The 13476-nt window shown below is 64.1% G+C and carries 14 protein-coding genes; 6 read left to right on the top strand and 8 right to left on the bottom strand.

Features of this window, described 5'->3' with window-relative positions:
* Window positions 1-172: 172 nt before the first annotated feature.
* The gene (gene soxR, locus ACFMPD_RS14780) at window positions 173-625 is read right to left on the bottom strand and encodes a redox-sensitive transcriptional activator SoxR (RefSeq protein WP_380995952.1); all 453 of its coding nucleotides are present in this window, start codon (window positions 623-625) and stop codon (window positions 173-175) included.
* A 79-nt stretch (window positions 626-704) separates the two neighbouring features.
* Here soxR and ACFMPD_RS14775 point away from each other — a divergent pair, with 79 nt between their 5' ends.
* The 4 genes from ACFMPD_RS14775 to ACFMPD_RS14760 all read left to right on the top strand — a co-directional run bounded on the left by ACFMPD_RS14775 (window position 705) and on the right by ACFMPD_RS14760 (window position 4397).
* Window positions 705-1085, top strand: coding sequence for a VOC family protein (locus ACFMPD_RS14775; RefSeq protein ID WP_380995949.1), 381 nt, complete (start codon window positions 705-707; stop codon window positions 1083-1085).
* Between the two features lie 130 nt (window positions 1086-1215).
* On the top strand, window positions 1216-1686 hold the full coding sequence (gene greA, locus ACFMPD_RS14770) for a transcription elongation factor GreA (protein WP_380995946.1): 471 nt from the start codon (window positions 1216-1218) through the stop codon (window positions 1684-1686).
* 11 nt (window positions 1687-1697) lie between these two features.
* Window positions 1698-2723: a hypothetical protein gene (locus tag ACFMPD_RS14765; protein ID WP_380995943.1), complete on the top strand. Its 1026-nt coding sequence runs from the start codon at window positions 1698-1700 to the stop codon at window positions 2721-2723.
* Window positions 2724-2843: 120 nt separating this feature from the next.
* Window positions 2844-4397 (top strand): phospholipase D-like domain-containing protein, encoded by a 1554-nt coding sequence (locus ACFMPD_RS14760; RefSeq protein ID WP_380995940.1) that lies wholly within the window; start codon window positions 2844-2846, stop codon window positions 4395-4397.
* A 16-nt stretch (window positions 4398-4413) separates the two neighbouring features.
* Here the strand turns inward: ACFMPD_RS14760 and ACFMPD_RS14755 are convergent, their stop codons facing one another.
* The gene (locus ACFMPD_RS14755; protein ID WP_380995937.1) at window positions 4414-5409 is read right to left on the bottom strand and encodes an AI-2E family transporter; all 996 of its coding nucleotides are present in this window, start codon (window positions 5407-5409) and stop codon (window positions 4414-4416) included.
* A 269-nt stretch (window positions 5410-5678) separates the two neighbouring features.
* Window positions 5679-7073 carry a 5-aminolevulinate synthase gene (hemA, locus tag ACFMPD_RS14750; RefSeq protein ID WP_380995934.1) on the bottom strand — a complete coding sequence of 465 codons (1395 nt, stop codon included), beginning with the start codon at window positions 7071-7073 and terminating at the stop codon, window positions 5679-5681.
* Window positions 7074-7282: 209 nt separating this feature from the next.
* Here hemA and ACFMPD_RS14745 point away from each other — a divergent pair, with 209 nt between their 5' ends.
* Complete coding sequence (locus ACFMPD_RS14745) at window positions 7283-7987, top strand: Crp/Fnr family transcriptional regulator (protein WP_380995931.1); 705 nt, start codon at window positions 7283-7285, stop codon at window positions 7985-7987.
* Window positions 7984-8544 carry a DUF4202 domain-containing protein gene (locus ACFMPD_RS14740; RefSeq protein WP_380995929.1) on the top strand — a complete coding sequence of 187 codons (561 nt, stop codon included), beginning with the start codon at window positions 7984-7986 and terminating at the stop codon, window positions 8542-8544. Before ACFMPD_RS14745 ends, ACFMPD_RS14740 begins: the two co-directional genes overlap by 4 nt.
* On the opposite strand, the gene ACFMPD_RS14735 is transcribed toward ACFMPD_RS14740, so the two are convergent.
* From ACFMPD_RS14735 to ACFMPD_RS14715, 5 genes are read right to left on the bottom strand one after another with little or no spacing between them, the layout of a single operon-like run.
* Window positions 8534-8803, bottom strand: coding sequence for a nitric oxide reductase F protein (locus tag ACFMPD_RS14735; RefSeq protein WP_380995927.1), 270 nt, complete (start codon window positions 8801-8803; stop codon window positions 8534-8536). The genes ACFMPD_RS14740 and ACFMPD_RS14735 overlap by 11 nt on opposite strands.
* Complete coding sequence (locus tag ACFMPD_RS14730) at window positions 8800-9363, bottom strand: cytochrome c oxidase subunit 3 (protein ID WP_380995924.1); 564 nt, start codon at window positions 9361-9363, stop codon at window positions 8800-8802. The genes ACFMPD_RS14735 and ACFMPD_RS14730 overlap by 4 nt, the downstream gene beginning before the upstream one ends.
* Window positions 9360-11291 carry a nitric oxide reductase activation protein NorD gene (locus ACFMPD_RS14725; protein ID WP_380995921.1) on the bottom strand — a complete coding sequence of 644 codons (1932 nt, stop codon included), beginning with the start codon at window positions 11289-11291 and terminating at the stop codon, window positions 9360-9362. Before ACFMPD_RS14725 ends, ACFMPD_RS14730 begins: the two co-directional genes overlap by 4 nt.
* A gap of 3 nt (window positions 11292-11294) precedes the next feature.
* On the bottom strand, window positions 11295-12104 hold the full coding sequence (locus ACFMPD_RS14720) for a CbbQ/NirQ/NorQ/GpvN family protein (RefSeq protein WP_380995918.1): 810 nt from the start codon (window positions 12102-12104) through the stop codon (window positions 11295-11297).
* A 5-nt stretch (window positions 12105-12109) separates the two neighbouring features.
* The gene (locus ACFMPD_RS14715; RefSeq protein ID WP_380995915.1) at window positions 12110-13474 is read right to left on the bottom strand and encodes a cbb3-type cytochrome c oxidase subunit I; all 1365 of its coding nucleotides are present in this window, start codon (window positions 13472-13474) and stop codon (window positions 12110-12112) included.
* Window positions 13475-13476: the final 2 nt, after the last annotated feature.

Genomic DNA, 13476 nt, shown 5'->3' with positions numbered 1-13476 from the left:
GCTTCGCGTTCGATCTGGGTCATCCGGGCTCTCCTTGTCTAATGGATCAACAGCGCCATCGGGCGCGCAATTTTGTTTCGCGGCTGATACCTTTTGGCAGGCCGTTGCGTCAATCGCAACACTACGTCAGAACGATATCGCCGCATCGCCGATGACAACACGTTCCGGAACCTCATTCGGGCCGATCCCCCATAAGATAGCGCGGACCGCTGCCTTTGCGGCGGGCGCGATCCTCGGGGTTGTACAGCTTGCACCTGGGCAGCGACAGGCAGCCGCAACCGATGCAGCCATCCAGGTTGTCCCGCAGCTTCTGCAATGTCTCGATCCGCCGGTCCAGCCGGTCGCGAAAGCGCGCGCTGATTCTGCGCCAGTCGGCGGGTGTCGGGGTGCGATGGCCCGGCAACCGGGCCAACAGGTCACTTATCTCGGACAGCGAGAACCCGAATTTCTGGGCGATCATGACGAAACTCAGCCGTCGGATATCCGCCCGCGCGAACCGGCGCTGCCCGCCGGCATTGCGCCAGGGCGTGATCAGGCCCTGAGATTCGTAGTACCGGATGGCCGAGACCGCCAACCCGGTCCGTTCGGCCAGGGCTCCGATGGAAAGCCCGTGGGATGTCACCATGCCGCGCCTCGTAATATCTCTTGACCTCAAGTGAGGTTTAGAAATTAGCGTGGGAAAATCAATCCCGAAAGGAAACCCGATGAACGCCAGACTGGAACATGCGAATTTCACTGTTGCCGATCCGGATGCAACCGCAGCCTGGATGTGCCGGCTGTTTGGCTGGCACATCCGCTGGTCCGGGGCTGCGATACAAAACGGGCGCAGCGTGCATGTCGGCAGCGACAGCGCCTATCTTGCGCTGTATTCGCCCGGCGAGCCGGCACAACCCGCCAAGGACAGTTATCACACTGTCGGTGGATTGAATCACATCGCCGTGGTGGTCGACGATCTCGACGCGACCGAAAAAAAGGTCACGGCCGCGGGATTCACCCCGGTCAATCACGCCGACTACGAACCCGGCCGCAGATTCTATTTTCACGATCAGGACGGCATCGAATACGAGGTCGTGCAATACGACTAGGCCGGGTTTTGCCGCACATCGCACCCAGCCTCTTGCAATCCTGCGCGTGATTAGGTCAGGTATTGTTCGACCTGAACGATCGTCCCGGCGTTTTTGACGGCGGGGCGTCCTATTTTGTGTGGATAGAGTAATGGAAAAAGTCCCGATGACCCCGGCAGGCCATGCCGCTCTGGAGGCCGAGCTGAAACAGCTCAAGTCCATCGAGCGGCCCGCCATCATCAAGGCCATTGCCGAAGCGCGCGAGCATGGCGACCTGTCGGAAAATGCCGAATACCATTCGGCACGCGAAAAGCAGTCCTTTATCGAGGGCCGCATCAAGGAGATCGAGGGCGTGCTGTCGCTGGCCGATGTGATCGACCCCAGGAAACTGTCCGGCGCGATCAAGTTCGGCGCGCGCGTGACCCTGGTGGACGAGGACACCGAAGAGGAAAAAACCTGGCAGATCGTGGGTGAATACGAGGCCAATATCGAAAACGGCCTGCTGAACATCAAGTCGCCGATTGCCCGCGCGCTGATCGGCAAGGAGGAAGGCGACAGTGTCGAGGTCCGCACCCCCGGCGGCGAACGGTCCTATGAGGTCGTGAGCATCGACTATTCCTGACGGAGCGTGCCATGCCCGGGTCCCAGCCTGATCCCGAAAAATCTCGGCCGACCTCTCTGGGGGTCTATGACAAGCCGCTGATCCGGTCGATCACCGGAATCGAACTGGCGGCGATTGCTCTGTCGGTGATCTGGCTGGGCGGCACGCTGCTGTTTTTCATGCTGGCGCCCGAGGATGCCGGCGCCGGCTTCGACGGGTTGCGATTCGCCATGAAGATGCTGACCATTTTCATGCCGGTGGCGATGATCTGGGTGGCGGCCACCGCGGCGCGTTCCAACCGCGTGATGCGCGAGGAAAGCCGCCGTCTGCAAGCGGCCATCGACGGCATCCGCCAGGCCTATGTGGCACAGGCCCAGCGCGGCGTGATCGGGGCCGAGCCATCGGTGGCGAAAAAACTGGACGAAATCGCCGCGGCCACGCGCAAGACCGAGACCGCGCTGGCGACGTTTTCCTCGCGCCGCGAACCCGACCGCGCGCCCGTGCCGGCGGCCAAACCGGTGCCCGCCGAACCGGCGGTGGATCAGGGGTCGCTGGCTCTGGGAACCACGGCCGAGGAACTGTCGCCGCCGCTGGCGACCGACGATTTCATCCGGGCCCTGAATTTCCCGGAAACCGCCGAGGACGAGGCCGGGTTTGCCGCCTTGCGCCGGGCGCTGCGGGACCGCAAGGCCGCGCAATTGATCCAGGCCAGCCAGGACGTGCTGACCTTGCTCAGCCAGGACGGCATCTATATGGACGATCTGCGCCCGGACATGGCCCGGCCCGAAATCTGGCGCCAATTCGCCGATGGCGCCCGCGGCCGCGAGATCGCGGCACTTGGGGGCGTGCGCGATCGCACGTCGCTGGCGCTGGCGGCGGGACGGATGAAGCAGGATCCGATCTTTCGCGATGCCGCGCATCATTTTCTGCGCCTGTTTGACCGCACCTTTGCCGAATTCGAGAAATCCGCATCGGATGCCGACATTTCGGCCTTGGGAGATACCCGTACGACGCGGGCCTTTATGCTGCTGGGTCGCGTTGCCGGCACATTTGACTGACGCCAGAGGGCCGAGCACCTTCATGATGGCCCGGCGACCCGCAACGGAGCGCAAGATGATCCAGACAACCTGTGCACGCACCAAGGCCCCACGACCGGCACTGTGGCCTGGTCCGGTCTGATGACCGCCCCAGCGCCATCACAGTCCGACCCGGACGATCTGCAGATCCTGCTGACTGCACACGAGGCCTATCCCGAATTCGAGCGGCTGTTCCTGGCCGCGCGACGCGAGGTCTCGATGGGCTTTCGCATCTTTGATCCGGCTACACGCCTGCGCAGCCCCGAGGCCCGGCGCATCGGGGAGACCTGGCTCGATCTGATCCAACACGGCCTGCGCCGGGGCCTGCGTGTCACGCTGGTCCTGACCGATTTCGACCCGGTGGCGGTCCCGCACGATCACCGTGACAGCTGGGCGTCGATCCGCGCATTGATCGCTGCCGGTGAACTGTCCGGGCACCCCGGGCATCTGCGTGTACGGGCAGCGATGCATCCGGCCCGGGTCGGGCTGGGGCCACGCTGTCTGCTGTGGCCGCGCGCCTGGCTTGAACTGCGCGCCACGGCCAGAGACCTGAATCGGCTGACGCCCGACCAACGGCACCAGTTCCTGCGCGAGGCGCCGCGCCTGCGCCCGTATCTGCAAGAGCGGCGCGGCCGGCTGAGAGCGCGCCTTTGGCCGATCCCCCAGCTGGCACCGGCGACGCATCACCAGAAACTGGCGGTGTTTGATCGCAATACGGTCTATATCGGCGGGCTGGACCTGAACGAGCGCCGATACGACACGCAACGCCACGATCAGGAGGCGGCGCAGACCTGGCATGACGTACAGCTGATCCTACGCGGAACCGTGGCCGAACAGGCAGCCCTGCATCTGGACACGTTCGAGGCCACGGCCCATGGCCACCCGCCGCCGGACCTGTCGCAGCTGTTGCGCACGATCTCGCGCCGCCGCCGCTGGGCGGCACCGTTCATCTCGCCGCGCCCCTTTCTGACCGAACTGGCCGCGGCGCATGTCCGGCTGGCCGGCGATGCGCGCCGACTGATCTATCTGGAAACCCAGTATTTCCGTGACCGGCACCTCGCCCGGCACCTCGCCCGGCAGGCCCGCGCCGAACCCGGTCTGGGCCTGATTCTGATTCTGCCCGCCGCACCCGAAGAGGTCGCTTTTGCCGATGCTCCGGGCAGCGAAAGCCGGTTTGGCGAATACCTTCAGGCACGGTGCCTGCGGATCATCCGGCGGGCTTTTGGCGCCCGCCTGTTCGTCGGTGCGCCCGCCCAGCCACGTGCCTATGACACCGGCGATCGCACATCGCTTTTCGGGGCGCCCATCGTCTATCTGCACTCCAAGGTGTCGATCTTCGACGATCGGGCAGCCATCGTGTCATCGGCCAATCTGAACGGGCGCAGCCTGTATTGGGACACCGAGGCGGGTGTGCTGCTGACCCGGCCGGCACAGATCGTCCGGCTGAAACGGCGCTGTTTCGCGCATTGGCTGGGACCCGATGCGCCTGACGCATTTTTCGCGCCGGCAACTGCGGTACAGGCCTGGCGGCAACGGGCATTGCAGAATGCCGCGCGGCCCCCTGTCCGTCGCAGCGGCTTTATCCTGCCCTACGTGACACGGCCGGCCTGGCGTTTCGGCCGCAATCTGCCGGGTGTGCCCGAGGAAATGGTCTGACACGATCTGACCCGCCCTAGCGGGTTCTGGTTGCCGAAAGCGAGATGCCCCAGATCAGCAACGGGATGGCGATGATGCCGCCCAGCGGCCCCCATAGCCACAGCCAGAACACCAGCGACAGGAAAACCAGCAACGGATTCACCGCCATGCTTTGCCCGACAAGCGCCGGCGTCACGAACTGGCCTTCGAACGCGTTCATCATCATGTAGACCGCCGCCGGTGCGATGCTCATCACGCCATCAAAGGCCACCAGCCCGGCCAGCAGCAGCGCTGCCGCCAGCGCGGTCGGGCCAACATAAACGACGAAATTCAGCAGAAACGCCAACAAACCCCAGGCAAAGGGCGCCGGCATGCCAAAGCCTTGCATCACCAACGCGATCAGCACGCCGAAACTGGCATTGATCGCAGTGATGGTCAGGAAATAGCGCGCCACCTCGCGCTCGGCCTGAAAGAAATCGTTCTGGCGCACCCCGTCGAACTGCCGCCCCGCCCATTCATATATCTGCCGGCGGGTCAGCAGAAAGAAATACAGCGTGCCGGTGAAAACCAGAACTTGTGCCATGGCTTGCGGGGCATAGAACAGGGCATCCTGCGCCCGCGGAATCGGCACCGTGGCCTCTTTCTCGGGTGCGCCGTCGCCATTCGGGTTGACCGCCTTGGCCACGTCTTCGGCGATCTCGTCCAGCCCCAGCAGAAAGCTGCGCAGGTTTTCGATCGCGCCGCGCATCTCGAACCAGATGATCGGCGCGCTGTCGATCGCTTCGCTGACATAGGGTTCCAGCAACAGACCCAGCGCGCCCAGGGCGATAAAGGCCAGCAGGACCGTGGCAAAGGCCGCCATAGATGCCCGCAGGCCCCAGCGGTCCCACAGGCCGGATACCGGTGACAGCACGATCCCGGCCACCAGCGCACCGATCACCGGGGCCAGAAATTCCTGAGCCTGTCTCAAGGCGACGAATACCAGAACAGTGGCAATTGCCATCAACAGATGTTCGACCCGCGACGTCATCATGCTGCGCGCCCCTTCCGCTGGCTGCTCGTGTCAACGGGGGTGTAGCGTGGCCGGTCCGGTTTCGCAAATGGTGCCTGATATCCAATACCCGACCGAAGAACCAAACCAGCGTTTGACGGTCTGCGGACCTTGCGTCTGCCGGCGCATCGCCTTGTGCGCCTGTCTTAGTCGGACCATGCCGCACAGCGCCCCGGTTGGCCTGATGCCGGTGATCAGGGGCGCGGCACGTGCTGGTAAACGCAGTGCCGTGACCCGACGTCGCGCAGCCGCTATTGCGCGGCCAGAGGCATCCGCGCCAGCTGGCACTGGTTCCACAATTCGCCCAGCGCCGCGACCAGCGCATCCATGTCCGCTTCGGAATGCACCGGCGACGGGGTGATGCGCAGGCGCTCGGTGCCCTTGGGCACGGTCGGATAGTTGATCGGCTGGATATAGATGCCGAACCGGTCCAGCAGCAGATCCGAGATGTATTTGCACTTGACCGGATCGCCGACCATCACCGGAATGATGTGGCTGGGGTTGTCGATATGCGGAATGCCGATGGCATCCAGCCGCGACCGCAACTGTGCCACGCGATGCTTTTGCAGATCGCGCTCGGCGCTGCTGGTCTTGAGGTGCCGCACCGAGGCTGCCGCCCCCGCCGCCACGGCCGGCGGCAGCGCCGTGGTAAAGATGAACCCGCTGGAAAAACTGCGCACGAAATCGCACAGCGCCGCAGAGGCGGCGATATAGCCGCCGACCACGCCAAAGGCCTTGCCCAAGGTGCCTTCGATCACCGTCAGCCGGTCCATCAGCCCTTCGCGCTCGGCAATGCCAGCCCCGCGCGGACCATAGAGGCCGACGGCATGGACCTCGTCCAGATAGGTCATCGCGCCATAACGGTCCGCCAGATCGCAGATACCGGCAATCGGGGCGATGTCGCCATCCATTGAATAGACGGACTCANCCGTCAGCCGGTCCATCAGCCCTTCGCGCTCGGCAATGCCAGCCCCGCGCGGACCATAGAGGCCGACGGCATGGACCTCGTCCAGATAGGTCATCGCGCCATAACGGTCCGCCAGATCGCAGATACCGGCAATCGGGGCGATGTCGCCATCCATTGAATAGACGGACTCAAAGGCGATCAGCTTGGGCGCGTCGGCCGGGGCCGCGGCCAGTTTGGCCTCGAGATCGGTCAGGTCGTTATGCGCCCAGATCACCTTTTGCGCACGGGAATGGCGGATGCCCTCGATCATGCTGGCGTGGTTCAGACTGTCCGAAAAGACGATACAGCCGGGGATCTGCGACGCCAGCGTTCCCAACGCGGCCCAGTTCGACACATAGCCCGACGTGAACAGCAGCGCGGATTCTTTGCCATGCAGATCGGCCAGTTCCTCTTCGAGCAGCACGTGGTGATGCGTGGTGCCCGATATGTTGCGCGTCCCGCCGGCCCCGGCGCCACATTGGTCCAGTGCGGTGTGCATCGCCGCCAGAACCGCGGGATGCTGGCCCATGCCCAGATAGTCGTTCGAGCACCAGACAACCACATCGCCGGTCCGCTCGCCCTGATGTCGCGTGGCTTTGGGAAAGGCACCGCGATGGCGCACCAGGTCGGTAAAGACACGATAATTGCCCTCGTCCCGCAATCGGTTCAAACGCTCGTGGAAATAGGCTTCATAGGTCATCAACGACACCCCCGGTCAATCTGCCCGGACGCTACCCCGGTCGGTGCAGACGGTTCCTTGACTATGATCAAGCGCAGCACGGCCTGCGCGGATTTGCCGGTTGCATCCGGTCCAAAGCTGGACGACATCAGGCCCGTGCAGCTATAACTGTCCAAAGCGCAACCGCGCGCCGATGCCGCCGCATTGCGCGCACCAGCAAGGCCACGACGATGTCTGACCAGATCCTAGAGGTGGCACGCGAGTCGCACCTTTTGAAAAGCTTGCCGGCCGAAATCAGCACAACCCTGTTGCGGAACGGCACGACACGCCAGCTGGGGCGGGGCGAGACGATTTTTCTGCAGGGCGAACCGGCACGCATCATCTATGTGGTGCTGGACGGCTGGGTCAAATTGTACCGCATCTCGCCCAATGGCAACGAGGCAGTGGTCAGCGTGTTCACGCAGGGCAGCAGTTTTGGCGAAGCGGCGGCCTTTCGCCACGCCGACTATCCGGTGTCCGGCGAGGCGGTCACCGATTGCACCCTGTTGCAGATCCAGGCCTCGACGCTGATCGCGCAAATGCAGGAACGCCCGGAAATCTGCATGTCGGTGCTGGCCTCGACCTTTGTGCATCTGCAATCTCTGGTATCGCAGATCGAACAGATCAAGGCGCAGACCGGGGCCCAGAGGGTGGCCGAATTCCTGCTGGACCTGTGCAGCCGTGAAACCGGCAGCTGCGTCGTCACCCTGCCCTATGACAAGGTTCTGATCGCCGGGCGGCTGGGCATGAAACCGGAAAGCCTGTCGCGGGCCTTTTCCAAACTGCGCCCTTATGGGGTGCGCATCGCCCGGAACCACGCCGCGATCGACAAGGTCGAGACCCTGCGCGAATTCACCGGCGAGGACCCCGCCGCAGCCTGGAACAAAGTACTATGACCGATCTTGCCGCCGCCCTGTCCGCCATCGACGCCGCCAATGCCGGTGACCCCGATCTGAGCGAAGGTGCGCCCGCCGCGCAGCTGTACGGCCAACGCATGACCGACGAATTGGCTCGGCTTTTTCCCGATGCCTCCGAGCCGCTGCAGATCGCCGCGCGCGGTCAGCATATCGAACGCTGGGTGCTGAAACGCGCCGATTACCCGCAGGGCCGCGAAGGCTATCTGACCTGGCGCCGCGATCTGGCGCAGCATCACGCGCAGCGGGTGGGCGAGATCATGCGCGCGGCCGGCTATTCCGAGGCACAGGCCGACGCCGCGGGCAAGATGATCCGCAAAGAGGGCCTCAAGCGCGATCCCGAAGTGCAGGCGCTGGAGGACGTGATCTGCTTTGTCTTTCTGAAATGGTATTTCGCGCCCTTCTCGGGCACACAGGATCCGGACAAGCTGCAGCGCATTGTCGTCAAGACAGCGCGCAAGATGTCCGCCGAGGGGCGCGACCGGGTGCTGACGGAATTCGAGCTGCCCGAGAACCTGGCAGCAGCCTTCAGAGCATGAGCGGGATCAGGTAGAGCACCAGCAGCAGGCAGCAGAACACCGCCAGCGATATGCCGAAACCGCGGGCCCAGAATGGCGCATTGGCCAGCCCCAGATAACGCCCCAGGATCACCCGCGCCTTGAGCCAGGCCAGCACCAGGATGGCCGCGCCCGCCAGCGCCTGCCAATGCGCCGGGATCGTCCACAGCGAAATCACCGTCGAGCCGAAGCTGAACGCCAGCAGGGCCAGCCAGCCGGATATCAGCGCGCGCGGGGTCATTGCAGCAGATAGATCACGGGAAAAAGCAGCACCCAGACCAGATCGACCATGTGCCAGAACGAAGCGCCGACCTCGATGTTGCGCGGATCGTCCCGCCAGGCCACCAGCAGCAGGATCAGCACCCCGGCCACCACATGCGCCGCGTGAAACCCGGTCAGCAGATAGTAGAAGGTGAAAAAGGCATGCGTATCCCAGCCGATGCCCAACGCCGCTTTCTGCGCGAATTCCGCGCCCTTGATGATCAGGAACAGCACCCCCAGCAGCGCCGCCGCGATCAACGCCAGCCGCACCTGCATCCGGCGCCCGGCCTCGCGCCACGGCACCGCCAGTGCGGCAAAAAAGCCGCTGGTGACGAGGATCACGGTATTCAGACCGGCGCCGGTGCGGTTCAGCGCGTCCTGGGCCTGGGCGAACCCGTCCGGATCGCTGGCGCGCACGGCCAGAAAGGCCGCCAGCCCGGCGCCGAAGACCAGCAATTCGCTGATGATCAGAACCCACATCATCAGATCGCCGGGCAATTCATCCAGCGCCGAGCCGTTCTGTGCCGTGGTGTCGCTCATGCGCCGACCAGTTCGCGATAGATCTGCGGCAGCGCCTCGGTCAGCTTGTCCGGATGCGGGATCACGTGGAACCCGCCGCGCCCGAACAGGCGCGGAAACCAGGTCTTGGCCTGTTTGTCGATGGTGACGCCGAACACCGAATGCCCGGCGCGGCGGGCCTCGCGCACCGCCATCGCGGTGTCCTCGATGCCGTGCCGGCCCTCGTAATGGTCCAGATCATTGGGCTTGCCGTCGGTGATCACCAGCAGCAGCCGGCGCTTCTTGCTCTGGCGCGCCAGATCGACCGAGGCATGCCGGATCGCCGCGCCAAGCCGGGTATAAAAGCCCGGGCGCAGCGCCCCGATGCGATCCTCGACCCCGGCATTCATCGGCTCGCCAAAGGCCTTGCATTGCTGGATATAGACCCGGTTGCGTTTCAGCGAGGAAAAGGCGTGGATCGCGAAATCGTCGCCGCAGGCGTCCAGCCCCCAGGACAGCGCGGCCAGTGCCTCGCGCTCGATGTCGATCACCGCGCGGCCCGACACGGCGCTTTCGGTCGAGCGACTGACATCCAGCAGGATCGACACCGCCAGATCGCGGGCCTGGGGCAAGGATTGCCGCCAGATGCGGTTCGTCCCCTGCCCGTTTGCCAGAATGTCGACCCGCGCGCGCACCACCGCCTCCATGTCAAGCTCATCGCCATCCAGACAACCGGGCACGTAGACGCGGCCGGGACGCAAAGCCTCGAACTGACGTTTGACATGGCGGATGCGGCGCATCGCGCGCGGATCTTCGCGAAAGGAGGGGACGCAATCACCCGCTTCCGCGATACTGTGCAGAACCCGGACGTGATCGGGCAGATAGGTGCCGGCGCGGGCATCCCATTCCGGATAGGTATGGGTTCCGGACAGGCGTTCGCGGTCGACATCCTCGGGCGCCAGATCCAGATGCAGTTTCAGCCGCGTCGCCGGCGCCTTGGAGATCTGCCCCAAACCGATCTCGTCCTGATCATCGGCGGCCTTTTTGGCGTTGTCCGGGTCGTCGTCATCGACCCGGCGGTTCAAGTTCAGAAATTCGGCCCAGCTGAGGATCGCCTCGAACTTGTGCAGGATCAGGCTGTCGTTGCGCTCGGCCTGATCGGCCTGGCGGCGCTTGGCCCGGTGGGTGCCCTCGCCACCTTCTTCGGGGGGGCCGTCGGTATCGCGGGATTCCACCGTGTCGGTGGCGCTGAAGGTCAGTTCGCGCAGGTCGGGCCACAGCGGCACCGGCTGAAACGGCTGATACTTGCGCGGCGCAGTGATGTCTTCGATGGGCGCGTCCCGCAATTGCCGCGCCAGATCGCTCAGAGGCGCCGGATCGCCCAGCGCCTGGCGCACCAGCGATTCGATGGCGGCTTCGTATTTCGGCAGGCGCGCCGCCCGGCGCTGATGCAGAGTGGCGTCGCACAGGGTGCGATAGAGATCGGTCAGACCGGGGGCGCTGCGCAGGGCGGCGTTGACCATTGTCCGGGAATTGGCGATGGCGCGCAGATCGGCGCGCAGCGGGTCGCTGTCCGGCACATGATCAACCGCATGCGCGGCCACGGCGGTCAGCCACAGGTACAAGGCGCCATTGGCCTCGCGCGTGGGCAGCACCGCCAGGGTATCGGGCAGGCGCAGCACCTCGCCGTCGAAACTGGCCCTTGGCAGGATTTCGGCCTCGGCCCCGAGACGGCGCAGAAAGCTCAGCCGGTGGCGGCTGACCTCGGCACTGACCGGACGCAGCTCGACCGAATGGGCCCCGCCCAGTCCGCGAAAGAAAACAGCCAGCCGTCCGCTGACCTCAGTGAGGTCGACGCCGGCTCCATGATGCATGATGGGCGCATCCAGACGGCTGGCAAAGGCGTGCCACAGTTTCCCGACTGTTTCTTCGGGTTCCCATGGCTCGATTTCGATCCCGCCCACGGCCATACCTCACCCAAAGATGGCCGTGACAAGATCTAGGAGCCCGCGTTTGACGTCGGCGTCATCGGTCAGGGGTTCGATCATTGCGGCCTCGACCGCACGGTCGATGGGCATGCCCTGCGCGATCAGCGATGCGGCATAGACGATCAGGCGGGTCGACACGCCCTCTTCCAGATCCTGCCCCTTGAGCGCGCGCAGCTTGCCAGCCAGCCGCACCAGCGGCTTGACGCGGTCCGCGTCCAGCCCGCTCTCGCGGGCCACGACTTCGATCTCCATCTCGGGCTGGGGGAAATCGAACTCAACGGCCAGGAACCGCTGACGAGTCGACGGTTTCAGGGTCTTGAGAATGTTCTGGTAGCCCGGGTTATACGAGGCAACCAGCATGAAGCCGGGCGCAGCCTCGAGTTCCTCGCCGGTGCGGTCGATTGGCAGGATGCGCCGGTCATCGGTCAGCGGGTGCAGCACCACGGTCACGTCCTTGCGCGCCTCGACCACCTCGTCGAGATAGCAGATCGCGCCCTCGCGCACCGCGCGGGTCAAAGGTCCGTCGACCCAGACCGTTTCACCGCCCTTGAGCAGATAGCGCCCGATCAGATCGGCCGCCGACAGATCGTCATGGCAGGCCACGGTATACAATGGCCGGCCCAGACGGGCCGCCATATGCGCCACGAACCGGGTCTTGCCGCATCCCGTCGGACCTTTCAGCAGCATGGGCAGGTTGTTGGCGCTGGCCGCCTCGAACAGGGCACATTCGTCGCCCTGCGCAAGGTAGAAGGGGGCGTCGACCGCCCCCTCCGTATTGGTAAGGTTTCCGTCCATCCCGCTCACTCCGCAGCAACCGTGGCATCATGCGAGATGACTTCGCGGCGCGGCATGAAGATCGAGTAGAGGAACAACAGGACGCCCAGCAAAACCACCACACCGGCGCCCAGACGCATCCAGTAGAAGATGGCGATGCTGTCCTGCACATCCATGTAATACTCGCCCACGACCCGCTGCATGTGGGTCTGCACGGTACCGGCAAAGGTCAGGGTAAAGGTCATGAACACCATGCCACCCGACATCAGCCAGAACGACGCCATGTTCAGCACCTGGTTATACGGGTCGCGCTGGGTCAACAGCGGCATCGCATAAGAAATGATGGCCAGGTTCAGACAGACATAGGCGCCGTAAAAGGCCAGGTGACCATGCGCGGCGGTGATCTGCGTGCCGTGGGAGTAATAGTTCACCCCGTGCAGCGTATGCAGGAAACCCCAGATGCCGGCGCCAAAGAAGGCCAGCGTGGCACAGCCCAGCGACCACAGCAGCGCCGCCTTGTTCGGATGATCCCGGCGCCCCTTCCAGACCATGACAAAGGCAAAGGCCATCATCGCAAAGAAGGGCACGATTTCGAGGCTGGAGAAGATCGAGCCGATCCACTGCCAGTAGCCCGGCGTGCCGATCCAGTAATAGTGGTGGCCGGTGCCCAGAATGCCCGAGAACAGCGCGGCGGCGACGATGACATACAGCCATTTCTCGACGACCTCGCGGTCAACCCCGGTCAGTTTCAGCATCAGATAGGCCAGGATCGACGCCATGATCAGTTCCCAGACGCCTTCGACCCACAGGTGCACGACATACCACCAGTACATCTTGTCCAGCGCCAGGTTTACCGGGTTGTAGAACGCAAACAGGAAACACAGCGCCAGCCCCCAGAGCCCCAGCAACAGGATGTTGGTGATGGCGGTCTTCTTGCCCTTCAGCACCGTCATGGAGACGTTATAAAGGAACAGCAGCGCCGCAACCACGATGCCAAACTTGACCCATTTGGGCTGTTCCAGGAACTCGCGCCCCTCTTTGCCCAGCAGCCAGTTGCCCTCGAACGGGTTGAACAGATAGGTCACCACCACGCCCAGCGTGCCGACCACCAGGATGATCAGCTGCAGATAGGCAATCGCGGGCGAGTGGATTTCACGCTCGGCCTCTTCCGGGATCAGGAAATAGGCGGCCCCGAAAAAGCCCAACAGCAGCCAGACGATCAGGCTGTTGGTGTGCAGCATGCGGATGATGTTGAACGGCACCAGCTCGGACAGCACGTTCGGCATGACATAGACCAGTCCGGCCAGCAGCCCGCCCAGGATCTGGACGGCAAACAGGGCCAGCGCGACGCCGAAATAGGCGTATGCGATTTTCTGAGATTGATATTTCATCG

Source organism: Sedimentitalea sediminis, from assembly GCF_042687825.1.
GTDB lineage: Bacteria > Pseudomonadota > Alphaproteobacteria > Rhodobacterales > Rhodobacteraceae > Sedimentitalea.
This window is presented reverse-complemented; position numbering and strand designations above follow the sequence as displayed.

What these genes read in the sequence shown, in the direction of transcription:
- ACFMPD_RS14720 (WP_380995918.1), bottom strand. Translation starts at nt 12,104, where the DNA reads ATGGACGGAAACCTTACCAATACGGAGGGGGCGGTCGACGCCCCCTTC.
- ACFMPD_RS14725 (WP_380995921.1), bottom strand. Translation starts at nt 11,291, where the DNA reads ATGGCCGTGGGCGGGATCGAAATCGAGCCATGGGAACCCGAAGAAACA.
- ACFMPD_RS14745 (WP_380995931.1), top strand. Translation starts at nt 7,283, where the DNA reads ATGTCTGACCAGATCCTAGAGGTGGCACGCGAGTCGCACCTTTTGAAA.
- ACFMPD_RS14740 (WP_380995929.1), top strand. Translation starts at nt 7,984, where the DNA reads ATGACCGATCTTGCCGCCGCCCTGTCCGCCATCGACGCCGCCAATGCC.
- ACFMPD_RS14715 (WP_380995915.1), bottom strand. Translation starts at nt 13,474, where the DNA reads ATGAAATATCAATCTCAGAAAATCGCATACGCCTATTTCGGCGTCGCG.
- ACFMPD_RS14775 (WP_380995949.1), top strand. Translation starts at nt 705, where the DNA reads ATGAACGCCAGACTGGAACATGCGAATTTCACTGTTGCCGATCCGGAT.
- ACFMPD_RS14730 (WP_380995924.1), bottom strand. Translation starts at nt 9,363, where the DNA reads ATGAGCGACACCACGGCACAGAACGGCTCGGCGCTGGATGAATTGCCC.
- soxR (WP_380995952.1), bottom strand. Translation starts at nt 625, where the DNA reads ATGGTGACATCCCACGGGCTTTCCATCGGAGCCCTGGCCGAACGGACC.
- greA (WP_380995946.1), top strand. Translation starts at nt 1,216, where the DNA reads ATGGAAAAAGTCCCGATGACCCCGGCAGGCCATGCCGCTCTGGAGGCC.
- ACFMPD_RS14735 (WP_380995927.1), bottom strand. Translation starts at nt 8,803, where the DNA reads ATGACCCCGCGCGCGCTGATATCCGGCTGGCTGGCCCTGCTGGCGTTC.
- ACFMPD_RS14760 (WP_380995940.1), top strand. Translation starts at nt 2,844, where the DNA reads ATGACCGCCCCAGCGCCATCACAGTCCGACCCGGACGATCTGCAGATC.
- ACFMPD_RS14755 (WP_380995937.1), bottom strand. Translation starts at nt 5,409, where the DNA reads ATGATGACGTCGCGGGTCGAACATCTGTTGATGGCAATTGCCACTGTT.
- ACFMPD_RS14765 (WP_380995943.1), top strand. Translation starts at nt 1,698, where the DNA reads ATGCCCGGGTCCCAGCCTGATCCCGAAAAATCTCGGCCGACCTCTCTG.